This is a genomic window from Bythopirellula sp. (assembly GCF_041737835.1).
Lineage (GTDB): Bacteria > Planctomycetota > Planctomycetia > Pirellulales > Lacipirellulaceae > Bythopirellula.
The window spans coordinates 387,225-411,408 of the sequence record NZ_JBGSQY010000040.1 but is presented as its reverse complement, the minus strand read 5'-3'; the positions used below and the strand labels follow the sequence as shown (position 1 = coordinate 411,408).

Genomic DNA, 24,184 nt, shown 5'->3' with positions numbered 1-24,184 from the left:
TTGGCTGACGTTGTTCCACTAGCTTCACCACGGCGAGTGGGTTAGAGTGCAAACTTGCATAAGTAGAGAAGGACATTGGGATGATCAAAGAACTCGTTTGTGTCAACTGTGGCACGACCTACAGCACGGCATCGTCGGATGCGCCGCAAGTTTGGATGACGTGCGGCAAGTGTGGGCCCGCTGAAGGTATTCTTGATTTTCGCTTCGATCTCGACGCGGTTCGCAAAGCTTGGTATGCCAAGCCACTCGCTTCGCGAGCACACAACCATTGGCGTTACGCCGAGCTGCTGCCGCTCAAGCCCACTTCAATCAAACACGAGTGGCAAGTTGGCTGGACTCCGCTGATCGCGGCTGAGCGTTTGGCAAAACAATTCGGTCTCAAGCGAATGCTATTTAAGGACGAAGGCCGCAATCCGTCTGCTTCGTTCAAAGATCGTGCGAGTTCCGTGGGGGTCGCCCATGCCTTGGAAGTTGGCGCCAACACGATCGCCTGTGCCTCGACAGGCAACGCCGCGACGAGTCTCGCTTGCCACGCAGCCCTGGCCGGAATGCAAGTCAATATCTTTGTCCCCGCGACGGCCCCCGAGCCCAAGCTCGCCCAGCTCTTGGTTTTTGGGGCTCGCGTCTTTGCTGTGGAAGGAACCTACGACGAAGCCTATCAACTCTGCTCGGCGGCGTGCGATAAATTTGGTTGGTACAATCGCAACTGTGCGATCAATCCGGTGTTGGTCGAAGGTAAAAAAACGGGTGGCCTCGAAGCGGCCGAGCAGGTTTCGCTGCTAGGCGAAGTTCCCCATTGGGTCGCCGTGAGCATCGGTGATGGTTGCACGATTGCTGGTATTTGGAAAGGCTTCGCCGAAATGCATGCCTTGGGCGTGATCGACCGCTTGCCTCGCCTGCTGGGCGTTCAAGCCGCCGGTGTGGCACCCATTCCTTACGCCATGGACCACGACAAACTCCCCGCTCCCGGAGAAGGCACCACGATGGCCGACAGCATCGACGTGCAAGTTCCCCGCAATTGGAAAAAAGCTGTCAACGCGTTACGGGATGGTAATGGCGTTGTGAAATGTGTCAGCGACGAGCAAATTCTCGAGGCGATTCGCTTGGGCGGCAAGCATGGTGTGTTTGCCGAGCCCGCCGCCGCAGCAGCACTAGCTGGCGTGATGGCTGCGCTCAATGATAAAACAATCAAGCCTGGCGAATCCGTCCTGGCGATGGTCACCGGCAGCGGACTCAAAGATATTCGCAGCTCAATCCGCGCGGGAGGGCAACCAATTCGCGTGCAACCCAACCTCGCAGCCATCGCGGAAGTTATAGAAAAATAGTAATTTATTAGTTTGCCACAGAGTAACGCAGAGGAAACCACGAATAATACGAATAGAAAATTATTCGTGCTATTCATTAGATTCGTGGTTAACTCTTAGTCCTTGTCGTTGTGGTGAGTTTATCTTCGGAGTAGGTGAATGCAAATCAACGAACAAGTCTTATCCCGCACGATAGAGCGCTTTCGCGAGCGGAAAATTTTGCTCCCAACGTTCGCGCAGATGCGCAACCCCGATTCGATTCCTGACAAGATCAAAAATCGGCTCCGCCAAGTTGGCTTGTGGGATATCGATCCTGTGAATTTGTTTCGTATCACTTGGAAGAACGAACCGGTCGAACGAGGTGGATTATTCAACGAAGGTAATTGGATCGAATTTCCCTCGGAACTCACCGGCGTCGAAACTCGCATCATCGGCCTGATGGGCAAATATTTTCCTACGGGCGCGCATAAAGTCGGCGCTGCCTATGGTTGCTTGATCCCTAAACTCGTCAGCGGGCAATTTGATCCCACGTCGCAGAAAGCGGTGTGGCCCAGCACGGGGAATTATTGCCGCGGCGGAGCCTTTGACTCGGCACTCCTGGGCTGCACGGCCGTGGCGATTCTACCCGAAGAGATGAGCCGCGAACGATTTGAATGGCTTAAAGAAATTGGCGCTGAAGTAATTGCCACCCCCGGTTGCGAATCCAACGTCAAAGAGATTTACGACAAATGCTGGGAGATTCGTAAAACACGTCCCGAGTGCGTGATCTTCAATCAATTTGAAGAATTCGGCAACGCCTGTTGGCACTATCATGTCACGGCCTCCGCAATTCTCGACGTCTTCCAGCAAGTCGCGCCAGGCCATCGACTCGCCGGTTATGTTTCAGCCACGGGCAGCGCGGGTACTATTGCTGCCGGTGATCGCCTGCGTAAGACGCATCCCGATATTCGCGTGGTTGCCACCGAAGCCCAGCAATGCCCGACGCTCTATCAATTTGGCTTCGGGGGACATCGCATCGAAGGCATCGGCGACAAGCACGTTCCTTGGATTCATAATGTCCGCAACACCGACATGGTGGCTGCAATCGATGACGAGCAATGCATGTCGCTCTTCCGATTGTTCAACGAACGCGACGGTCACGAAGTGCTGAGCGATGACTTGCCCCCTGAATTTCTCGCGCAGCTTCCTAATGTGGGCATCTCGGGCATCTGCAATCTGGTCGCCGCGATCAAAGCAGCTAAGTACTACGACATGACCAACCGCGACGTCATCTTCCTCTGTCTCACCGACGCTGCAGAACTGTATTCCAGCCGGTTGGAAGAATTGTCCTCGGAACGCGGTGCTTATTCCGCAGAACTCGCGTCCAACGATCGGGCTCGTTACCTCGACGGTATTTCGCTCGACTATCTGCGTGAACTCACCTACGCCGACCGCAAGGCACTGCACAACTTCAAGTATTTCACCTGGGTCGAGCAGCAAGGCCGCACAGCCGACGAACTTCGTGAGTTGTGGAACCCCGATTTCTGGGATCAGACTTTTGCTCACGCAGGCGAGTGGGACAGACAGATTGAAGCGTTCAACAAGCAAACAGGCGTATTAGAGTTACTGTGATCTAATCCGGGTGCCACTGCTGGCTTGCCCAGCAGTGTCTTAGACTCACGGATAGGCACACCATCCGCGTGGAATTCAGACTCAATCTTGGTCAAGACGATGCCGACCTTATTTCGTGATTGCCTACTAGTCCAGTTAGACCCCCCGCGGGTCGAGCGGGGCGATCTGCGTGAGGCCGATGGCCGCATTGTTTCGGTGGGCACCAATCTTACGCTGCAACCTGGCGACGACATCGTCGATTGCACTGGTGCCGTCCTCCTGCCGGGCCTCGTTTGTGGTCACACCCATTTGTATTCGGCGCTTGCCGCGGGGATGCCTGCCCCACCCCGTCAGCCTCAGAATTTTCACGAAATATTGGAACTCATCTGGTGGCGGCTCGACCGCGCTCACAATTTGGAAAGTGTCAAAGCGAGCGGCCAAGTTGGTGCGCTCACGGCGTTGCGATGTGGTACGACGACGCTGATCGATCATCATGCTTCTCCCAATTGCATCGAAGGAAGCCTTACCGCGTTGGAGCAAGGCATCGCCGACGTTGGATGCCGGGGCGTGCTTTGCTACGAAGTGACCGACCGCAATCGGCCCACCGAAGGGAGCGAAGGACTCGTCGAAAGCGAACGCTACATTCGCCAGTGTCAGTCACGCAACAACGGACATTTCGCCGCATTGGTGGGAGCCCATGCCAGCTTTACGCTCAACGAGCTGTCGCTAGCGAATTGCGTCGAGATGGCCAGCGAATTGGAGGTCGGCGTGCATATCCACGTGGCCGAGGATCCCGTCGACGAGAAAATAACGCGCGAGCAATTCGGCTGTGGTTTGATCGACCGTTTCGAGCGGGTCGGATTGCTCGAGGTTCCAGGCACAATTCTTGGTCACGGCACGCATCTATCGCCCGAAGATCACGCGCGGCTCGCCGAGTACAAAGAGTTGCTGCACTTAGCGCACAACCCAAGTTCCAATATGAACAATGGCGTCGGCTACACCAAAGTAGCGAATGCCACTTTGCCAGTGACGCTCGGCACCGACGGCATAGGTGCCGACATGTGGCGTGAAGCTCGGCTTGCGGAATTCAAAAGTCACGATGCTCACGCTCCCCTGCCCTTTGGTGGTTCACTGGTCCTGCTCGCTGAATCAGCTCGGCTCGCTTCAAAAAGTCTGGGCGTGACGCTGGGCAAATTGGAAGTGGGTGCCGCGGCGGATTTAGTGCTTACCAGCTACCGACCGGCGACGCCGCTTACGAGCGATAACCTTGCCGGGCATTTCTTGTTTACGCTTGGGCCGGAATTCGTCGACAGCGTGATGATCGACGGCCGGTGGTGTCTGCGCAATGGCCAAGTCGTGTCGTGCGATGAAACATCGCTGCGTGCCGCCGCGGTGGCCACGACCCGCGAACTCTGGGGGCGGATGTAGTTGCGTTTCCAGTCTGCCTACCACCCTAGCCGGACCGCCACGCGGTCCGGGTCAGAGTGGTTAACCCAGCCCGGAGGACGTGGTCCTCCAGCTAGTCGTAGTGCTACTTCACAAACTTCGTTCCACTTGTACCAGCTAAGACTTCACCGAGCTTTTCCAGATGCCCGATATAAGCCACGGCGTTGGGCGCTTGAGAGTTAGTCACGAAATCGACCGCGGCTTCCACCTTGGGCCCCATTGACCCCGAGCCAAAGTGCCCGGCGGCGAGATATTCTTGAGCTTCTGCAAGGGAAATCTCTGAAAGTTGCTTTTCTTCCGGCTTGCCGAAGTTGAGGCACACTTGCTCAACGCCCGTGAGGATGATCATTGTCGAGACGCCGAGCTCACGAGCCAACAATGCAGTCGTCAAATCTTTGTCGATGACCGCCGCGCTGCCGCTGAATTTGCCTTGGTCATCACGGCAAACGGGAATGCCCCCGCCCCCGCAGCAAATGACCAGCTCGCCATCATCGGCCAGATTTCTGATGGTCGAAAGCTCCATGATTTCCATGGGACGCGGCGAAGAAACGATTCGCCGATAACTGCCGTCTGGCATCTCTTTGATCTTCCAGCCTTCGGCGTCGCGCTGTTTTTCTGCGACACTTTTTTCGAGCTTCGGCCCGATGGGCTTGCTCGGTTTTAGGAATGCTGGGTCGTCCTTATCCACTCGCACGTTGGTGACAATTGTGGTCACGTGACTTTGTTGACCGCGCCCGGCAAGTTCGTTCATCAAGCACTGGCCAATCATATAGCCCATGCCGGCCTGTGTGTCGGCCACGCAAACCTCGAGCGGTATCGTGTAAAGCTCATGCTTAGCGAGTTCCACCCGCCGCAGGATATTGCCGACTTGGGGGCCGTTGCCGTGCGTGATGATCGGTTGGTAGCCAGTAAGAATCGCATCGGCGAGGAAAACAGCCGTCTGCCGGGTGTGCTCGAACTGCTCTTCGATGGTCCCTTGCTCACCAGGCACGCTGATGGCATTTCCACCCAGCGCAATCACCAACTTCTGCGGCGCGATACTCATGCAAGTCCTTTGCAACCTTGTCATCCCGAGGTGAGTTCTGCGACCCGTGGGATCTGGCTTCAGTCGTCACACGGATCCTATACTTACTCAGGTAGAAACCAGATTCCTCAGTCGCTTAGGCTCCTTCGGAATGACATGAGTTTTACCTTTCCGCACTAGAACGGCCGCTCGCGCATCGTGCACGACATGATCGCCTTAGCCGTGTGTAAACGATTCTCCGCCTCGGGGAACACCACCGATTGTGGGCCATCGATCACGGCATCCGTGACTTCCGAGCCGCGATCGGCCGGCAGGCAGTGCATGTAAACGGCCGTCTTTTTGGCGAGTTTCATACGGTTTTCGTCGCAGATCCAATTCTTGTACTTCGCGTTCATCGCGAGGCATGCCTTTTGGTTGTCGGCGATTTCATCCTTCGTCGTGGCGTTCTGCCGCTCAAGCATCAGATCATAAACGCCCCAACTCTTGGGATAAACAATGTCAGCCCCTTCAAACGCGGCATCCATGTCGTCGACGATCTCGAATTTGCCGCCCGATTCGGCTGCGTTCTTCTTAGCGGCTTCCAGCGTCCGACCGACCAGATTGTATCCCGGCGGATGCGCAAGCGTCACGTGCATACCGAAGCGAGTCATCAAGGTGATCAAGCCCTGCGGCACGCTCAAAGGCTTAGCATAGGAGGGAGCAAACGCCCAGCTGACGGCGATCTTCTTCCCGCTCAGATCGTTGCCAAACAATTCACGCATCGTTTGCAAGTCGGCCAGTGTTTGCGTCGGATGATCAACGTCGCATTGCATGTTGATGATCGGTACGTTCGAGGCTTCAGCCATTTCGCGCATGTACTTGTTGCCCTGATCGAGCACCAAGTCGTGGCGGATGCAAATGCCATGACCCATTGAAGCCAGAATTTTGCCGGTGTCGGCCGGAGTTTCGCCGTGGCTGATTTGCGTGACATCGGCATCAAGGAAGTGGGCGTGCCCACCAAGCTGGGTCATCCCCGCTTCAAAGGCATTGCGAGTGCGTGTGGACTTATCAAAGAACAGCAAGAAAGCCGTTTGATGCGGCAAGAGTTGGGTTGGTTCGCCTCGGTGGAACTTCGCTTTGAGTTCCGTGGTGGTATCCAGCAGCAGATCCAACTCTTCGCGAGTTAGGTCCTGAGTTTCGATATAGTCGCGGCCTTTAAGATTCGCCATTTCCAATCCTTTACTGTCAGTTCACTTTGTAGGATTAGCCACAGAGAACACAAAGGACACAGAGAAATGATTGAAACATATTCTCTGCGGCCTCTGTGACCTCTGTGGCAAATATATTTTTACTAAGCTGGTTTACGCTTAAACGTCATCGAAGTTTCGTTCGGACGACCGACAGCCAGGTCGCAATAAGCCTGGCCGAAGCCCGCATAGAATGCCGCACAGTCGATCAGGTGTTGGATCGGCACAGAATCGTTGACCGTGTGAGCCACGCTTTCCGGTGCCGGACCAAAGCCAACACAGGGGATGTCGTACATCCCCGCAATCGACACGGCGTTTGTGCTGAATGTCCAGCGGTGCACAACCGGTGCGCGGCCCAACACATCTTGATGCGCTTTGATCGCTGCTTGGATTTGAAGCGACTCTTCGGGGAAGCACCATGTCGGAAAGTACTTCTCGGTCTCGTATTCCAAACCGGTATAGCTGGGCCGCGAATATCGCAACACTTCCACCTTGGCTTTTACCCCGGCACGCTTCACGGCGTCTTTTACTTGCGCGACGGCCAATTGCTTGGTGTCGCCCACCGTTAGTCGGCGGTCGAGGTGTATATAAGCCTGTCCTGGCACTGCACAGAGGCTGGGAGTCTTGCAGTCGATGTAGCTGACCGTGATAGTTCCCTTGCCAAGGAAATCATCTTTGGGGAGTCGCTCGTTGAGTGCTTCGATCTCGCGAACGACTTTAGCAATCTTGTAAACCGCGTTGTCACCTTTTTCCGGCATCGAACCGTGGCACGACTTGCCGTCACACGTGACGCCGATTTCCATCCGCCCGCGCTGACCGCGCAAGATCGTGCAGTTCGTGGAATCGGTGACGACCACCACGTCGGGCTTAATCTTGTCTTCTTTGACGATGTACTGCCAACAGAGGCCGTCGCAATCTTCTTCCATCACGGTGAACGTCAGGAGCAAATAGAACTCCGACATGTCGACCTTAAGATCGCGAAGAATTTTGGCGGCGTAAACCATCGCCGGCACGGCACCCTCTTGGTCTCCCGCGCCACGGCCCCAGACTTTGCCGTCGGCGACTTTGCCTTTGTAAGGGTCGTGCTTCCATTCGTCGCGGTTGCCGATGCCGACCGTATCGACGTGGGCATCGATGGCGATCAGTTTCTTACCCTTGCCGGGCGTGCCGACCTGTCCCAACAGGTTGCCGAGCTTGTCGACCCAAATCTTGTCGAACGCCTTCGTGGCTTCCATCTCCTCGCGGATACGGGCGATTACCGGCCCTTCTTCGGCCGATTCGCTGGGGATCGCGATCAAGTCCCGCAGGAACTTGACCATCTGTTTTTCGTACTTTTGTGCTGCTTTGAGATATGTGCTGTTTTTCATAATCGGAGCAATCTACCAAAAACCCTTATTGTGTCTATGCGAAGGTCCCGTATTGTGCTTGAACCAAGCCTGTCCGTATGGCACACTAGTACTGGTGGAAGGATAGTCTCGCCCACTGCGAGGCATGAGTTGGCCACTACGACCAGGCAACAGTCACTGACCGGGTTTGCTATCAAACCCCCAAGGCGGAGGTTTTACCATCGCCGGTCTGGTTCACCTACACCAGTTCTCTGGAGGCCAACCCTGTGGCAACAGTTTCTGACGCTAACTCTCTCAAACTTTCGTGCCGAGTCAACGGTTCCGACGTTGAAGTCGAAATCCCCGACCACGAAGAGCTCACCCTGCTCGATGTGCTGCGGGATCACTTGGGGATCACCTCACCCAAGAACGGCTGTGCGCCCCAGGCTCAGTGCGGTTGCTGCACAATTTTGCTCGATGGCAAGGCGACATTGTCCTGTGCGATCAAGCCAGCCAAAGCGGTTGGCAAGGAAATCACCACCCTCGAAGGGCTCGACGAAGAGCATCGCCAGCAGATCGCCGATTCATTCGTCCGCTGTGGCGGGGTGCAATGTGGCTTTTGCATTCCTGGCATGGCGATGCGTGGCGTTGGTCTGTGCGATAAAAATCCGAATCCCAGCCGCGAAGAAATCACTAATTCGCTCAAACCCCATTTGTGCCGCTGCACGGGTTACGCGCAAATTGTCGACAGCATCGATCAATACGCCAAACTCCGCCGCGGCGAAGAATTGCCGCCGCTGTCCGAAGCCGACCGTTCCGGCAAAGTGGGCACCGATTTGCAGCGTTACACAGGCCACGACGCCGTGCTTGGCGATCGTAAGTTCGTCGACGACATGGTCGTGTCCGACATGCTGTACGGTGCGGTGCGGCTGACCGATCACCCCCGCGCGAAGATTCTTTCCATCGATCCCACTCGCGCGCTGGCACTCGATGGTGTGCATCGCGTGGTGACCGCCGCCGACATCCCGGGCGATCCGCTCGTGGGACTTATTGCCAAAGATTGGCCCGTTTACGTGGGCATTGGTGACGTGACCCGCTGCACGGGCGACGTGGTGGCTTCAGTCGTGGCCGACACACAGCACTTGGCCCGCCGCGCAGCCCAGTTGATCGACATCGAATACGAAGTCTACGAGCCGATCACCGATCCCGAAAAAGCACTCGACCCCAGCTTGGGCATCGTGCATCCCCATCTCGATACCAACCTACTGAGCAAATCGTCGCTCAAAAAAGGGGACGTCGACGAAGGCTTCCGCAACTCGGCTTACGTGCTGGAAGACACCTACGTCACACAGCGGATCGAGCACCTGTTCCTCGAACCCGAAGCATGCCTGGTCGTACCGATCAACAAGGACACCGAGTGGTCGCTTCAGCGTCCCGTAGAACCCGGCCTGTTTGTTTTCACACAGGGCCAAGGGGTCTTCGACGATCAACGCCAGATCGCTTCGGTGCTTGGCATCGATAAAGAACACGTCGAAGTCTTGCTCGTGAGCAACGGCGGTGCCTTCGGCGGCAAGGAAGATATGTCGATCCAAGCCCAGACAGCACTCATGGCTTGGCTCGTTCAGCGGCCGGTGAAAATGACGCTCACCCGGCCAGAAAGCTTCCGCATCCATCCCAAACGCCATCCGATTGTGCTCAACTATAAAATCGGTTGTAATGCCGAAGGGCACATCATGGCGGTGAAGGCACGCATCATCGGCGACAAGGGCGCTTATGCCTCGGTGGGTGCCAAAGTGTTGGAGCGTGCCGGTGGCCACTGCACGGGTCCTTACCGCGTGCCTAACATCGACATGGAATCGCTCGCCGTTTACACAAACAATCCTCCCTGCGGAGCGATGCGTGGGTTCGGCGCGAATCAGGCGGCATTCGCCATTGAAGGTTTGCTCGACCGCTTGGCCGAAAAAGTCGGTATCGATGCCTACGACATCCGCGACCGGAATATCCTTGAACGGGGTGAAGCCTTTGCCACGGGACAGGTTCTCGATAAGCCATTCGGTCTGCGAAAAACGCTCGAAGCCGTTAAAGATCAATTCAAAGCGGCCAAATACGCCGGTATCGCCTGCGGCATCAAGAATGTCGGCATCGGCAACGGCATGCCCGACATCGGCCGCGCGGCATTCACGATTGAAGACGATGGCAGCGTACACATTCGCACCGGCTTCACCGAAATGGGCCAAGGTCTGTTCACGATCTGCATCCAATTTGCGGTGGAAGCGACCGGCCTGCCTCCGGAAGTTTTTAAATGCTCCACCGATACGAGTCTCATGCTCAACTGCGGCCAGACGACCGCCAGCCGTGCGACCGTGCTTGCTGGAAATTCCATTGCTGAAGCGGGAAAAGCCCTCAAGGCCGCGCTCGACAGTGGCAAAACTCTTGCCGATCTCGCGGGGCAAGTGTTCCACGGCGAGTGGATTTGCAGCTACACCAGTAAGCTCGGCTACGACATGGACAAGCCCGGCGGGCCCAAGACTCACATCACTTATGGTTTCGCAACGCAAGTGGCGATCCTCGACGATGCTGGCAAGCTCGTGAAGATGATTGCCGCTCACGACGTCGGTCGCGTGCTCAATCCAACGCATCTCAAGGGTCAGATGTATGGCTCGCTCCACATGGGGATTGGTTACGCACTGACCGAAGATTTTCAGAGCGAGGGGGCCGTCATTCAAGCGAAAAAAATGAACGATTGCGGCGTCCTTCGCAGCCACCAAATGCCGGAGATGGAACTCATTTTCGTCGAGGAACCCGATCCCGAATGCCCTTTCGGCGCGCGTGGGGTCGGCGAAATCGGCTTGGTGCCGACGGCCCCCGCGATTGCAGGCGCACTCTACAAATACGATGGCCAAGTACGATTGAAGCTGCCGATGAGCGATTCTCCTGCGGCGCTGGCGATCACCAAACCGCAAGCGGCTCGGAAATGATTGTCATTCTGAGGGAGCCTAGGCGACCGAAGAATCTTGCTTCGATCATCGCACGTCGTCAATGCGTGAAGGTACTGCAAGCCAGATTCCTCTAGTCGCAGAACTCCTATCGGAATGACAGCAATTCGTTGAAAACATGAACTACATTGGCCTACTCCTCGCCGCCGGTCGTGGCCGTCGCATGGGCGGCAACAAGCAGTTTCACCTCGTACCAACCGCCGACGGTGAGAAGCCTCTCGTCGCGGCGGCGTTCGACACAATTGTTTCAACTTGCGAAGCGATGTTCGTCGTCGTTGGCCACCGCGCCGACGAAGTCGTGGCCGCACTGAAAAATCGAAAATTCCAAGTTGTCGAGTCCGATCCCGACGCACCAATGATCAACTCGATCAAAACCGGCCTGCACGCTGCACTCGAGTTTAGCCGGACCGTCACACGGTCCGGGGGTAATGTTTCCATTCTCCTCCAACTCGGCGACCATCCAACAATTAGTCAACAAACCCTGATGCAAATCGCAGCAATCGCCAGCGAACACCTAGGAAAAGCAATCATGCCCACCTTCAATGGCAACGGCGGGCACCCCGTGCTGATTCCAGCCACGATAGCCGAACAGATTCTCACCGCCGACGATGCCGGAGGCTTGCGCCAATTTTGGCTCGATCACGCCGACTTGTGCATGCGCATTGAGGTCGATGACCCAAGCGTGATCCACGACATCGACACCCTCTAGCCGCTCGCGGCTTAGCGGGTGATCACTTCGTAATTTCACTCACCAGCATCGGCTCGCCTGCCACGGCTTCGCCCTCTGCTGCCGCCGCGAGGCTAATTTCCTCGGCCGAGACCGGTTCATCAGCCACTCGCAAATGCCCCGCCAGCCACAAACTGGCGAGCGTCGATGCCACGGCGATCCAACCTACGGTGCTGAAATGCTCGATCTTGCCGCTGGGTGATTCGGCAATAATCATCCCGCCGATTGAAGCACCCAAACCACAGGCCATGTGCTGCACCGAGGAATTCGCGCTCAAGAACGCGCCGCGACGGCGAGGCTCGACGCTGCTGGTGACCATCGCCATCGCGGGGATCATGCGACCCACGTTACACATCATCATGCCACCAAACACGAGCACCGCAATGGCTGTCGGCACCGGCGGCAAATGCGTGATCAACAGAATCATTACCGCCGACGTGGGAGCCACGAAGCGATAAATCTTCAGCTTCCCAAAATGATCGGCGAGCTTGCCCACAATGGGTGCCGCGACAAAGGTCAGCGCACCACCGGCAATGTAAACCAGCGGCAGTTGCTGCTCGCTCATCCCGACGTTGGCCACCAAGTAAGCGCTCAAATACGGAAAGACCGTGAAGTTGCCCACCATCAACGTGACGATCAACGCGAACGCCTTCAGATGATTCGGCTGCGAGAATGTTTCCATCAAGGAAGCAAGCGGATGTTCGTGAGCCTTCCCCACGTGGGCATTGAGTGGTGGTAGAGCCAACAGCGACAATATCAATGCCGGCAAGCCGCCAATCGCCAGCACCACGAATGGTACGTGCCACCCGTAATTCGTGCCGAGATATAAACCAAACGGCACTCCCGCCACCGAAGCGAGTGCGAAGCCCGTCATCATCGAGCCGGTCGCCCTGCCACGTCGTTCCTCGGGAAAGACATCACCGATAATTGCCATCGCCATCCCGCCCAGAATACCGCCAAAGGCCCCGGTAGCGATCCGCGCGAGCACGAGCGCCGTGTAATTAGGTGCGAGCGCGCAGAATAACGTTCCCAGCAGAAAACCAGCGTTCAACACCATGAACGTCGAACGTCGGGCAAAGCGATCAACAATCGATGAAGCGATCAAGCCTGCCGCTCCAGCGGCGAACGTGTAGGAAGACACCACCGTGCCGAATTGCGCGGGAGAGATTTGCAGAGTCCGCATGAGCTGCGGCCCCAGCGGCATGACGATCATAAAGTCGACGATCGTCGTGAATTGGACCGCGGCCAGAATTAAAACAACAATCCGTTCTCGTGTTCGCTGGCGACTTGCCTCGTCGTCGCTTTCTCCTGATGCCATTGCTTCGCCTGCCTCGATGTACTGATTCCGTTCAACTATTATTGGCCAAACGCCCTGAGACGGACAGTTCGGCAATCCGTGGGGTTCGGCCGCTGGCACTTTGACCGCACGGAAACGTCCTTATTCCCAGCTCTTTTTTCCCACAATGGGCAGCGCAAAACGAAATGCCGCTTCCCACTCCGCGGTATCCGCCGCTCGGAAGCACTCATAGATCAACTTTTTTGCGTGCGGCTCACCATTGCCGGGAGTCATCCGGCGCAATCCCAATCGCAGGCCACCCTCGTGCGGATGGTCCACGTGTCGGTGCAAAATAAAGGCATCGATACCCTCGGTTCTTTCAACTTGTTTATAGGCCGCGCAGTAGGCGGCCGCTTGGACCAATTCTCCATCCGGCCCATCGGGCGTGTGAAAACCTTGCTCGCTGAGTATGACCCGCCGGGGCGCGCCATCATACAACAACTCGTCACTTTTCAGATATCGTGTTAGCACATCGAGATTTTTGAATGTGATCCGGGGAGAGTTTTCATCGGGTAAGGCTGTTGTGTCGTTCCAAAACTGGGGGTTAAACAAATCTTCGGGATACGGATGATACGCCACGTGCCAATCGAAATCCCCTGCTTCCCGAGCCTGTCGCGCAAATTCGTCGAGAAACGCTTTACCACCAACGGCCTGCAGTTCATCACTCGGCGGATTGCGCATCGTCCAGAAATGATCGAGGGAAACGTAAACCCGGGCCCACGACGACTGCCGCCGGACGGCATCGTGAACCAGTCGCACAGCGGCGTGATAGGCAGTCACCACGTCCTCTAACGACGCGCGACCCATGTTCGACCACCACCAGTGCGAGTTGACCTCGTTGCCGACGACGTGACCGGAGACTCGGCCAAACTTTTCATCCGGCCGCGACCAACGCTCCGCAAGAAATTCCATCATCACCGTGAGCCAGGCTTTTCCCTCGGGCGTTGTCGCGTTGAACATACCCAGCCGGTTAGGTGCCCCTGGGTCATAGCGAGGATGGAGCATTATCTTATTAATATGCTCATCGGCATTGGCATACGTCAGCAGGATGAGGTAGACCACGACGCCGCGATCCGAAAGTTTCTTGATCTTGCGATCCAATTCATGCAGGTAAAGGGAATTGAAATTGAACCGCTGTCCGCCAGACATCCAATGAGGCTGGCCGTTGTCTTCCAAGTCGTCTGAAGATATGTCGACCAGTTGGCACAAATCGACGTTAATCGCGGCGTGTTTTACTCCCAATCGCAGGGCATCGTCAACATCTTCGACCTGCAACCCTTTTTGGGAAAGTGATGAGGGGAAGGCAGCCACGTACCGTGATGGCACAGGCTCGGCGGCCATTATGGCCGTCAAGCCTGTGGTGATGGCAAACAAAAAGCAAACCAAGAATCTCATGAGCAACTAATTGTAACCACGGAATCTTGTCGAAAATGGCCGCGCGATGTGATAAAAAAGTACCATGGGACAATAGAACTGTGGACAGTAGAACCAAGGACTGGAGAAGAGATTCCACAGTCTACAGTCCATCGACCACAGTCGTTCCTCCTGCTTTGCAACAATCGAGAGCCTGCAAACCAAGCAAACCTCGCCAAGCTGGCAAACCTGGAAGGAGAAGACTATAGACTATAGGACGAAGCACACCGATATTACCAGCAACTTGATCAAACCAAAGGCATGAACAAGTTGCTGAAGTTGAACACGATGACAAAGTTCCGGACCTTAGCGCAGCCGCTGCGCTATTGCAGCTTGAACTTTGCCCACACGGGGTCGTGATCCGAGCCGTCAACTTCGTCGGGGGCGCGCATTACCTGGCACGAATCTTCGATGTAAAGCTTGCGCATCGCTGGCGATACGGTAATGAAGTCGATCGGAGCGCGGCCTTCGGGGAACTCAGGGTCGATGACGGAATCCGCTGTTTCCTTGGCCTCGGGAGCCCACATTTCCGTAGCGCCAGATCCCAAGATGATCGAAAATGGTTTGCTGTCGCGGGTGTCGTTGAAATCACCAGTCACGATGATCCGTGCGTTGGGGTCCTGCTTGAATTCTTCGTCGAGTAGTCGCCGCAATTCCGTGGCTTCCGCCAAACGAATGGGTTCGGAAGTCTCTGCGCTGTCGGCTTTGCTCTTGAGGTGCACGGGCCAGATTTCAATCGGCGCGGCATCCTTGGGCATCACCGTAATGGCAGGGACGTCGCGATTGAACCGCCGCAGGACACCGCCTGGGTCACGAAATTCCAGATGCCGTCGCGATATGACTTCACCAATGGGTGCCCGCGAAATCAGAGCGACATCGATGCCGCGGAGGTCATTGCCGTCAAACTGCACGATATAGTTGTAACCCATGTCAGCGAGAAACAATTTGACGAAGCGTTCCAGATATCCGCGATTCTCGACTTCCTGCAAGGCAACCACGTCGGCGTTGACCTTACGAATCGTTGCCGCGAGATGCTCGAGCTCTTCCCGCGGTTTTTCCGGCGTGCCTTCGTCGGTGGTGTAAGGATCATCATGACCATCAAACAAATTCAGCGTGTTCACCGTGGCAACAACAATTTCCTGGGGATTTCCCGACCAGGTTTCCACCTTTTTGTCTTCAAGCGTTTGGGTTTCGGGAAGTTCGTCGAGGATTTTGATTTGCTCGGGTTTGGTCACAACAATTTGTGGACGGTCTTGATACGTGGTGATCAATCCACGAATCTCCACGTTTTTGTCGTTATACAAGTCTCGCAGCTCGCCAGGAAATTTGTCCCAGTTGTCGTTGAAAATGACTGCCGTGAAGGCGGGGGGACGATTCTCGTCAAAATTGAGGAAAGCGATCCGGTTTGTGTTGCCGACGCTCGTGATCTTGCCGCTGACATAGACCGTTTGGCCGACAGCGCTGCCAGCTTCGCTCCAATTGATATGGGGAACGCCCTCGTCGGGGTCGATGGCGGGCTTGCTTTGGGCAAACGAAATCGAGGAAATCAGCGTAAGCAGCACGAGCGAAAACACAAAACGTGGCATCATCAGACTCCGGGAACCGAGGCGTTGAGGTCCCCTATTCTGACATGCTATGCGAGACAATTCAATTGTTGTCTGAGACGCTCTTTATTTGCGGTTTGTCCATCAAATTCACTGCATCAGGCAAGACTGGTGCAATTCGAGAATCCGTGGCGGCGTAATCGTAACCCAACAGCGCCGCTACCGTCGCCGCGGTTTGACCTTGAGTCACTTCCAAATCCTTGCGAACACCCAGTGCCGGAGTATCGGGACCAATGATTGCACTCCAAACCCGCTCAGAACCCGGGAGGTCAACGCCATGATTCTTCCAACCTTCGCGTCCATCCCCACGGCCATGATCGGTAGTGATGACGAGCGATGTATTGCCACGATAGTGGGACGAGCTTTGCAGAAAGTCCCAAATTTGTTTGAGATAGGCATCAGTGCGATGAGCGGCATCGAGATACAAATCATAGCGCCCAGAATGGCACCAGTCGTCGGTTTCATCGAGCGAGATATACAGAACTCGCGGTTGCTTGGTGCGCAAATATTCCAAAGCCCCCGCGATGGTGAAGTAATCGAAGCGAGCATATTCCCACAAATGGGGCAACTCGCGCATCGTGCGGTTCAAATCGGCAAGTGTTGGCGAATCGGGTGCGAAATCAAACGGCTGCCAACCCGCGTTGACGTAAATGCCACTGCGATCGGCGTTGAGGATATAAGGAAACAGATCCCAGGAAGTGAATGCCGCGACTTTGCCCTTCAATTCTGGCTGCTCATTAAGCCACTCAAGCACCGATTTATTGGGGTTCGGGTTTTTATCGTTCGAGTTGATCGCGTCGTCGGGAAAGCCGCACAGGAGCTCTTGATAGCCGGGGTAGGAAAAGTATTTGCCGTTCTTGACTAAGGCGATGCAGTTGTCTTCCGGCGAGCCAAAGACTTGTCCTTGCTTGGCGATCGTGTTCCAAAAGAACGGCATCAATCGGTCGCGGCGGGACTTTTCGTCCTCGCGCCAGAATCGAGTACGCAGAGCTTCAGGGTTGTAAACGCCACCCGCGTCCTTATCGATCAGTCGATTGTCCGCACCGGTGAACAATTCTTGAAATCGCAAGCCATCGATGGAAATATAGATGACGTTTTGAGTCTGACGGTCGGTTACCTCGGCAACGCATGGGAAGCAAACGAGCAAAAGGCTGGCGAGTGCGAATACTGTTCGGGTGATAAACATATACATAATGGCTATGGTCAATTAAAAAACCCTCTCCCTTTGAACGAATCCAAAGAAAGAGGGTCAGGGAGGTTGTTCAATATGTCAGTTAATTAGAAGCGACGTATTTTAATGCACAAGAGCGAAGCCAGAAAAATCATTGCTGTGCTTGGTTCAGGTACGCTGACACCACCCACCAAGGCGCCGCCATTGTACTCCGATTGCCACAAGGTCAGGTCGGCGCTGCTGAAAGCAGTGGGCGATTCACCACGCTGCCAGGCTAAGAAGTCTCGGCCAGTGACCGCGCCGTCACCGTCGAAGTCAGCACCTGAGCCCACGAAGGGGGTAATGATGTCGAACGAAAACCCAGAGATACCAGCAGTGGAGCCTGTCGACGTTGCCATGGCAGAAAAGAGAAATTGATCCCCTGGCTGGGCATTGATGATGTCGAAGAAATGCATATCGACGAAACGGTTAGGGGACAATGTTCCCGAGCTAATCGTCTCGGCAGGTGTTTGATCGACCACATGAGTTAAGAAGACTTCACCGGGTGCCCATTGCGCTCCATCTAGCCCATCGGTCATGACCCCAATACGGAAATGCGAAGGAACATTGGCACCGACTTGAAAACCCCAGCGACCCGACGGATCAAAAGTTGGGTTTGCTCCCGTGATGGTATCGAGGCCGTCCAGGATTCCAAGTTTTACATAGGGAACAACGCCCGTGATATTGCCGGGATCGCCGGTGCCCGGATTAGGTCCAACTGGATCGGGATAGTTTGTGCCATCAAAGGTCCACTTGCGAATACCGCCCTGTAAGCGGGGATCGTCAATCAGTGCATAGGACCAACCTGCAGCGATGCGTGAGGAAAAGATTTGATGTTGCGTTACAAAACTAGGTAGATTGAACAGGTTTTCAAAGTTAGGATCGGTAATGTCCATTTCGGGAGGAAGGAAGGCGTTAGCCACTCCACCAGGATTGGCATTGGGAAATGCGAACTGGGTTCCAAACAGCGCCCAGCCGTCTCTCGCGTAATAGCGTTGACCGATCTGATCGGAGACGCTGTAAAAATTAGCCTCAGAATCACTACGCCAGTTCGAGATCGAATTCTGAGGATACGAATAGGTTGGGAAGAATGTGCCGCCGATATCCTCTTGAGTTGCAACGAACTGCAAATCAACAGCACCGGCTAATTCCACGCAGAGAAGTAATACAAAAGTGGCAGATAAGTATTTCATGATGACGCCTTTCATTCTCCGATCGCCGTATGTGTCAGCGAATTCAATTAATTAGTTGTTAATGCAAAGTCGTGCTTATCAGGGGTCTGATCCGTTAGTTCCAAATAAAGTTCTGATCGCGTGTTGTATTTCGCAGGAATGTATTGTTCGAGTTCTTCAGTGGCTTGGTCCTCTTGCGAACGGGGATCGGCAGCTATTGTGCGTCCCGTCGGCCGATCGGCCGTGATGCGGACCAAGTATTTGCCCGCTTGAGCAGGACGCTCGGCAGGAAGTTGATAAGTGCCGTTGTTGATTTGTGCGACTGTCATTTTGCCGCTCGCTTGAGGTTCAAACACGATTTGGCCGACCTCGACGGGTTTGCCGTCGAATGTCACACCGCCGGAGAGAGCAATACCCGATTGACTCTTCCCGCAGCCGACAAAAACGAGCACACACAACCCCAGCAATGCCGAAGAAGCGAGATAATCTCTGTTACGGTATAGGAAAAGCATCTTCGATGAGTTCAGTTTGCTAGTTCGTAATGATTTCTTCACCAGCACGGGTCGACATCCGCCGCCAATTGGCGAGGTCGACGTCGTCGGAGATATACCGCACGCTGCCATCGCAAAAAGACAAGTTAACGCCGCCAGGATGCGAGCTGCGTGAAGTTTGGCCATGGCGTCGTGGCGGAGCTGCATATTGTTGACTGCAAGGAGCGTCGGGATTGACCGAACCCAATGGATCATCAACTTTCATCGGACTGATGGAATTTGTACAAAATTCCATGTAGTCGGTCGCAGCGGTATTAGGCGCCGAAAAATGGCCGTACATGGAACTGGCCAGATAGAGCATGCCACGTGAATCTTCGCCCGCGAATTGACGCACTTCGCCCAGCATGGCCGTATTTGTGGTTCCATCCGTGATTCGTTTAAGTGGAATGCCTTTGCCACTCATGTCAAACATCTTTTCAAAGGGTCCCCTCATATCGGCACTGCCGGCGGGATCGTTTGCGTAATCGGCAAGATTCTGTGCAACTTCCGCATCGTGAGTTTGTTCGCTTTCAATTTGTGACCATAAAGGTCTCCAGCCCTGATTCGCGACATAGTTTCCATGAGCAAAGCAGGCACACGATCCCGTATGGATACCACGAGTTTGGTCGGAAGGGCACAAGTGAAGATCGAGTTGTGTATAGGTCCACGCGGCGTTGGGGGGACATTGATAGAAGCTGGCAACCCACGGCTGCCAAGCGGCTTGATTGAAATCGATTTGATCGAACATCGAGCTGGCTTCAAGATAAGGCAAGATATACGCAGCCCAAGAGTGATGAATGTCATTGTCGCCGTTGACACGCGTGGAAGCCCCAGCTGGCAAGGCTTTGTTGGCGCTTTCGTAGTTCAAGCAGCCTAGCGAGAATTGACGGATATTATTGGTGCATTGACTTCGACGAGCCGCTTCGCGCGCCGCTTGAATCGCGGGCAATAAGAGTGCCACAAGGACGCCAATGATCGCGATGACCACCAAGAGCTCAACGAGTGTGAAAGCTCGCCTGTTTGACTTAAAATGCTTTTCCATAGTCCACCTCTTCTCGAATCTCCCTAAAAGAACGCCCAATGTGATTTCCAACTGTTCTCTGCTTCTTGTTGAAAATGGGAGGCAGTGATACAAGCAGCGATCACTGCCTCCCTGACGTTCACCCTCAATCAATTAACGACCTTGGCGTCGCTTGGGAAATGCCACAAGCGATCCCACAGCCCACAACAGCAGTACCACGCCGGTTGGTTCAGGCACCACACTGTCAAAAGCAACGCCGGCGATCGCACCCTGGCCGTCGCCCGAGGCCTTGGCGAAAATGGCATAATTTTCACCAGCCTGGCCACCAACAATATCAAACGTATGCATATCGACGAATCGATTACGAGTTAATGCACCTGAACCGACGATGTCCAAAATACCGCCAACGTTATCAACGCGTGCCAACAACACCTCTGTTGCCGACCAGTTAGTGCCATCATACCCATCGCTCATCACACTCACTCGAACCGTTTGTGGCACATCAGCGCCCAACGTGAAACCCCAGCGGCCTGCACCATTAGGACCAGTGCGTGCATTGTTTCCTAAAATGTCATTGCCTTCGATGTTGCCCATTTTTACATAGGGAGATTGTGAATTTGCTGGAACTACTGCTGGTACTTGTGTATTACCCCAATTGTAGTCGCGGTAGCCGTTGACCAGTGTCGGGTCATCGATCAAAGCGTAGTTCCAACCGCCAATTTTGTTATTAACGAGGAATTGTGATGCAGAGACGTAAGATGGCAAATCAATCAGGTTTGGATAGGTGGCGCTGTTCACAGCTTGCACCGAGCCGCAGCAGCCTTGATTAGGCCAATTGAATTGTGTTGCGAACAGGGCATAGCCATCGCTGCCGTAAACATTATTTCCATCGATATCAAGGGCCTTTGTAACTGAATCAGACCGCCAGGGCACGACGACATAGGGTGCAGAACCTCCGGGAAAGAATGTTCCACCAATGTTGTATTCAGTACCGGCGTAGTTTAGCGTTGCCAGAGCCGAACTTTGAATTGTCAACAAACAAGCAACGGCCAACGTAGCCGTGATCACAAGAAAAGTTTTCTTCATTAGACTCTCCCTCACAAGTAAGAAAATAGAACGTCATGACTCGTCCGGATTGTCGTCAACGCCATGAGCGTTGACCCTCTCCGCGCGAGCCTCGGGTGATTGCCAGGCAATCTTGGCTCTTTCTTTCCGCTTCCAAGTCGTTTCAATTCGTCTCAGGTGAGATGTACCGATACCGCGCCTTCCGCCTGACGCCAAAATCGCCTAAATTCGATCAGGCCTTTAGCCTCGTTCAGGCCCACCTCAGCTTTGACTCATCCAAACCCTCAAACATTAGAAAAGTAGTTGAGCAACTGTTTGGGGATTTGATTTCTCTATTACGATATTCGATGAAGATGCAAGAAACGTCAATTCAAAAATGCTAACCATTTGCTTTGTGAAATAACACGTGTAGATGTGAAATTTCAAAGTCGCAATATTGAATTTGCGTTAGATAAGTTTAGAAAAGTTCCGCCGTCTAAATCCTCTAAATGTATTCTACACACGAACTCGAGAAGGGAAGTAATTTCAGTGATCAACCCTCTGCGCATTTGTTTCCTCACGCTTTGTTTTTGCGCTCTGGCGACGTACTCAGCTCTCGCTGAAGTGCAACCGATTCAACCCGGTTCATGGACGATGGTTATTCTTCCAGACACGCAAATTTACAGTCGTGCCTATCCCGAACATTACAAGAAGCAAACGCAGTGGATCGTTGATCATGTAAAATCTCACAATATTAAATATGTTCTACACGAAGGAGATATCACCGATAACAACGTCCCAGAGCAATGGGACAATGCCTTAGCGGCGATGCAGACACTTGATGGCAAAGTGCCCTACGCAATGATTCCCGGTAATCACGACTACGGGCCCAACGGCAATTCCGCCGATCGTGACACGATGTTTAACAAGGAAAAGTATTTTGGCGTTGGATCTACTTATGCTCAGCAACCTTCGATTGGTGCTTTTTTTGATGATGAGCAGACAGATAATTCTTTCCACACCTTTGAAGCAGGTGATCAGAAATGGCTCGTGATTGCTTTGGAATGGGCGCCCCGGGATGAGGTCGTTGCATGGGCTGAAGAAGTCGTGAAAAAGCATCCCGATCACCTGGTGATGCTCGTTACGCATGCCTACATGTACTACGACGATACTCGATACAATTGGGCCAAGAAGAGCCACAACCAGACTTGGAATCCCCATTCCTATCCACTTGCGAAAATTCCCAATCAGACGATCAACGACGGTGAACAACTGTGGCAGAAGCTCGTCTCAAAATACCCCAACTTTCGCTTTACTTTTAACGGTCATGTGCTGGAAGACGGCACCGGCCGGCTAAGTAGCGAAGGAAAGAACGGTAACACCGTTCATCAGCTGCTTGCCAACTACCAATTCAAGCAAGAAGGTGGCATGGGCGACATGCGCCTTCTGGAATTTCTGCCAGATGGTAAAACGGTCGAAGTACGTACCTATTCGCCTGTGCTTGATCGCTACGACACAGCCGAGGATCAACAATTCACGTTGGAATGTGAACCGATGAAGTAGCTCAACCTTCTCCTGGCCCTATCGTGCCGCCGGTGAATTTTTCATCCTCGGCGGCATGCCCCGTGAGAACCTCGGCGCGATAGCCGCCGCGTGACTTGAAGTAAGCAATCAACGCGAGATAGCAGACGCACATAATCGCGGGCAAGACAGCGATTTTTGCAAGGGCGTGTTGCTTAGTTTGCGCGGAGATCTGGTTGATTTTTTCTTGATCCGCCTCTGGGAGTGATGCAACTTTGGTGTTATCGATGGCCTGATAGTTAAAAAAGAGCCCTTGTTGCTCCTGGGCGATCTCGGCATGAACGTTAGGGACTGCTTCGGCAACTGCAGCATTGATGGTTTGGTCCTGTAAAGTACCGATGGCTGGTCCACCCAGCGTACCGATCGAAATCATTCCGACGCCGCTAATCGCGTTCAGTAAGAGCGCGCCCCCCCTAGGATATTGTTCCGACACGACACCAAGTGTGGTTGGCCAGAAGAAAGTTTTGCCCACGCCGTACAAAGTCGCGGCGGCAAACAAGGTCATCGCCGCGGTCCCAGCATTTCCGAGCCAGTACAAACCAACGGTTGCGAGTGCCGAACAACCCGCCAATAAACCAAGCGGCGAGATGCGGTGGACGATCGGGCCAGCAAAGAATCTCAGCACAAACATAATTGCCGAGGTGTAAGTTAAGAATAAAGTTCCCTTGATGGGGTCATCCAAAACCGCTGCCATAATGCTCTGAATCCAACCATCGGTGCCAAGTTCTGTGGTCGCCAACAGGAACATGACAAGCATCAAGAAAACGAACATTGGTCGACCGAAGCTAGGGATAAAAATTGCATACAAAACCGTGGGAGCGATAGCGTAGGCGAGCGCCATTTGGGGAGAAATAGGTGGATAACCAAATACTGTTAAGAGTTGGCTGATCCCCATGATGATAAGAAAGGAGACAATATAGGCACTGCCTGCTCCAAATTCTTCAAGCATCTTGCGATAACTGATACCTGCCTCAACACGTTCTTGTGGGGGAAACTTCATTCCCGCCAAAAGAAGGCCATATGAAAGAATTGGCAGCAGCAAGATTCCTAATTGCCATTGCCAGAGTTCACCGGGCAGCGATGCACCAAGCGTATTGCCCAAGGTTAAAACCAGGATAGATAGAAGACCACCCAGCACGAGTCCCCCTGGCCATCCCGCATGTAAGATATTAAGCCAGTGTGTCTTATTTTTACGATGAATTGTCGCCACGACTGGATTAATCACGGCTTCAACCGCACCATTGGCTAAGGCATAGACAAAGGTCGCGACGTAAAGCGTGCGAAAATCATTTGCCATAATTGTAAGGACGACCGAAACAAGGTGACCAATAAAAGCAAACACTAAAATGCGGCCATATCCAATGCGATCAACAACCAGGCTCAGCAAGATGATGGAGATTGCAAATGGGAATAGTCCAACGCCTATCAATGTGCCGATCTGTTCTTCCGTGAGATCAAACGATTTTTGCCAACTTTCAATCACTTGTGGTGAGTTGCGAACAGCAAACCCGAATGCCGTGGCCACGAGTGCCATAAAACAGCCGAGAAAAAGTCGCTTTTGATCGCTTGACTGGGTCATAAAGATTCTCGCCAAAAAAAGAGGAGTCGATTTCAATTGAAGAGATAGGCTGAAAA

At 54.0% G+C, this 24,184-nt stretch carries 18 protein-coding genes; 6 read left to right on the top strand and 12 right to left on the bottom strand.

Features of this window, described 5'->3' with window-relative positions:
• The first annotated feature begins 80 nt into the window (after positions 1 to 80).
• From thrC to AC6T8Q_RS13315, 3 genes are all read left to right on the top strand, one after another.
• A complete protein-coding gene (thrC, locus tag AC6T8Q_RS13325) occupies positions 81 to 1,325 on the top strand; it encodes a threonine synthase (RefSeq protein ID WP_500679538.1) in 1,245 nt (414 codons plus the stop codon).
• A 138-nt stretch (positions 1,326 to 1,463) separates the two neighbouring features.
• On the top strand, positions 1,464 to 2,915 hold the full coding sequence (locus AC6T8Q_RS13320; RefSeq protein WP_500679537.1) for a pyridoxal-phosphate dependent enzyme: 1,452 nt from the start codon (positions 1,464 to 1,466) through the stop codon (positions 2,913 to 2,915).
• Between the two features lie 99 nt (positions 2,916 to 3,014).
• Positions 3,015 to 4,322 carry an amidohydrolase family protein gene (locus AC6T8Q_RS13315; protein ID WP_500679536.1) on the top strand — a complete coding sequence of 436 codons (1,308 nt, stop codon included), beginning with the start codon at positions 3,015 to 3,017 and terminating at the stop codon, positions 4,320 to 4,322.
• A 103-nt stretch (positions 4,323 to 4,425) separates the two neighbouring features.
• On the opposite strand, the gene AC6T8Q_RS13310 is transcribed toward AC6T8Q_RS13315, so the two are convergent.
• From AC6T8Q_RS13310 to AC6T8Q_RS13300, 3 genes are all read right to left on the bottom strand, one after another.
• A complete protein-coding gene (locus AC6T8Q_RS13310) occupies positions 4,426 to 5,385 on the bottom strand; it encodes a carbamate kinase (RefSeq protein ID WP_500679535.1) in 960 nt (319 codons plus the stop codon).
• 155 nt (positions 5,386 to 5,540) lie between these two features.
• The gene (locus tag AC6T8Q_RS13305; RefSeq protein ID WP_496922761.1) at positions 5,541 to 6,572 is read right to left on the bottom strand and encodes an ornithine carbamoyltransferase; all 1,032 of its coding nucleotides are present in this window, start codon (positions 6,570 to 6,572) and stop codon (positions 5,541 to 5,543) included.
• 122 nt (positions 6,573 to 6,694) lie between these two features.
• Positions 6,695 to 7,957 (bottom strand): YgeY family selenium metabolism-linked hydrolase, encoded by a 1,263-nt coding sequence (locus AC6T8Q_RS13300; protein WP_500679534.1) that lies wholly within the window; start codon positions 7,955 to 7,957, stop codon positions 6,695 to 6,697.
• Between the two features lie 245 nt (positions 7,958 to 8,202).
• On the opposite strand from AC6T8Q_RS13300, the gene xdh reads away from it, so the two are divergent.
• On the top strand, positions 8,203 to 10,893 hold the full coding sequence (xdh, locus tag AC6T8Q_RS13295; protein ID WP_500679533.1) for a selenium-dependent xanthine dehydrogenase: 2,691 nt from the start codon (positions 8,203 to 8,205) through the stop codon (positions 10,891 to 10,893).
• Positions 10,894 to 11,029: 136 nt separating this feature from the next.
• A complete protein-coding gene (locus AC6T8Q_RS13290) occupies positions 11,030 to 11,620 on the top strand; it encodes a nucleotidyltransferase family protein (protein ID WP_500679532.1) in 591 nt (196 codons plus the stop codon).
• A gap of 22 nt (positions 11,621 to 11,642) precedes the next feature.
• On the opposite strand, the gene AC6T8Q_RS13285 is transcribed toward AC6T8Q_RS13290, so the two are convergent.
• The 8 genes from AC6T8Q_RS13285 to AC6T8Q_RS13250 all read right to left on the bottom strand — a co-directional run bounded on the left by AC6T8Q_RS13285 (position 11,643) and on the right by AC6T8Q_RS13250 (position 21,010).
• Entirely contained in the window at positions 11,643 to 12,956 is a 1,314-nt protein-coding gene (locus AC6T8Q_RS13285; protein ID WP_500679531.1) for an MFS transporter, read from the bottom strand.
• A 120-nt stretch (positions 12,957 to 13,076) separates the two neighbouring features.
• Entirely contained in the window at positions 13,077 to 14,369 is a 1,293-nt protein-coding gene (locus tag AC6T8Q_RS13280; protein ID WP_500679530.1) for a DUF5722 domain-containing protein, read from the bottom strand.
• A gap of 341 nt (positions 14,370 to 14,710) precedes the next feature.
• Entirely contained in the window at positions 14,711 to 15,973 is a 1,263-nt protein-coding gene (locus AC6T8Q_RS13275; protein WP_500679529.1) for an endonuclease/exonuclease/phosphatase family protein, read from the bottom strand.
• A gap of 61 nt (positions 15,974 to 16,034) precedes the next feature.
• Positions 16,035 to 17,177: an alkaline phosphatase family protein gene (locus tag AC6T8Q_RS13270; RefSeq protein WP_500679528.1), complete on the bottom strand. Its 1,143-nt coding sequence runs from the start codon at positions 17,175 to 17,177 to the stop codon at positions 16,035 to 16,037.
• Between the two features lie 92 nt (positions 17,178 to 17,269).
• On the bottom strand, positions 17,270 to 18,409 hold the full coding sequence (locus tag AC6T8Q_RS13265) for a hypothetical protein (protein ID WP_500679527.1): 1,140 nt from the start codon (positions 18,407 to 18,409) through the stop codon (positions 17,270 to 17,272).
• A gap of 32 nt (positions 18,410 to 18,441) precedes the next feature.
• Positions 18,442 to 18,885 carry a hypothetical protein gene (locus AC6T8Q_RS13260; protein ID WP_500679526.1) on the bottom strand — a complete coding sequence of 148 codons (444 nt, stop codon included), beginning with the start codon at positions 18,883 to 18,885 and terminating at the stop codon, positions 18,442 to 18,444.
• A 19-nt stretch (positions 18,886 to 18,904) separates the two neighbouring features.
• A complete protein-coding gene (locus AC6T8Q_RS13255) occupies positions 18,905 to 19,945 on the bottom strand; it encodes a DUF1559 family PulG-like putative transporter (protein ID WP_500679525.1) in 1,041 nt (346 codons plus the stop codon).
• A gap of 132 nt (positions 19,946 to 20,077) precedes the next feature.
• Entirely contained in the window at positions 20,078 to 21,010 is a 933-nt protein-coding gene (locus AC6T8Q_RS13250) for a hypothetical protein (RefSeq protein WP_500679524.1), read from the bottom strand.
• A 612-nt stretch (positions 21,011 to 21,622) separates the two neighbouring features.
• Between AC6T8Q_RS13250 and AC6T8Q_RS13245 the strand changes: the two genes are divergently transcribed.
• Positions 21,623 to 22,531 carry a metallophosphoesterase gene (locus AC6T8Q_RS13245; RefSeq protein ID WP_500679523.1) on the top strand — a complete coding sequence of 303 codons (909 nt, stop codon included), beginning with the start codon at positions 21,623 to 21,625 and terminating at the stop codon, positions 22,529 to 22,531.
• A 1-nt stretch (position 22,532) separates the two neighbouring features.
• Here AC6T8Q_RS13245 and AC6T8Q_RS13240 read toward each other — a convergent pair whose 3' ends face one another.
• On the bottom strand, positions 22,533 to 24,083 hold the full coding sequence (locus AC6T8Q_RS13240; RefSeq protein WP_500679522.1) for an MFS transporter: 1,551 nt from the start codon (positions 24,081 to 24,083) through the stop codon (positions 22,533 to 22,535).
• Between the last annotated feature and the right edge of the window lie 101 nt (positions 24,084 to 24,184).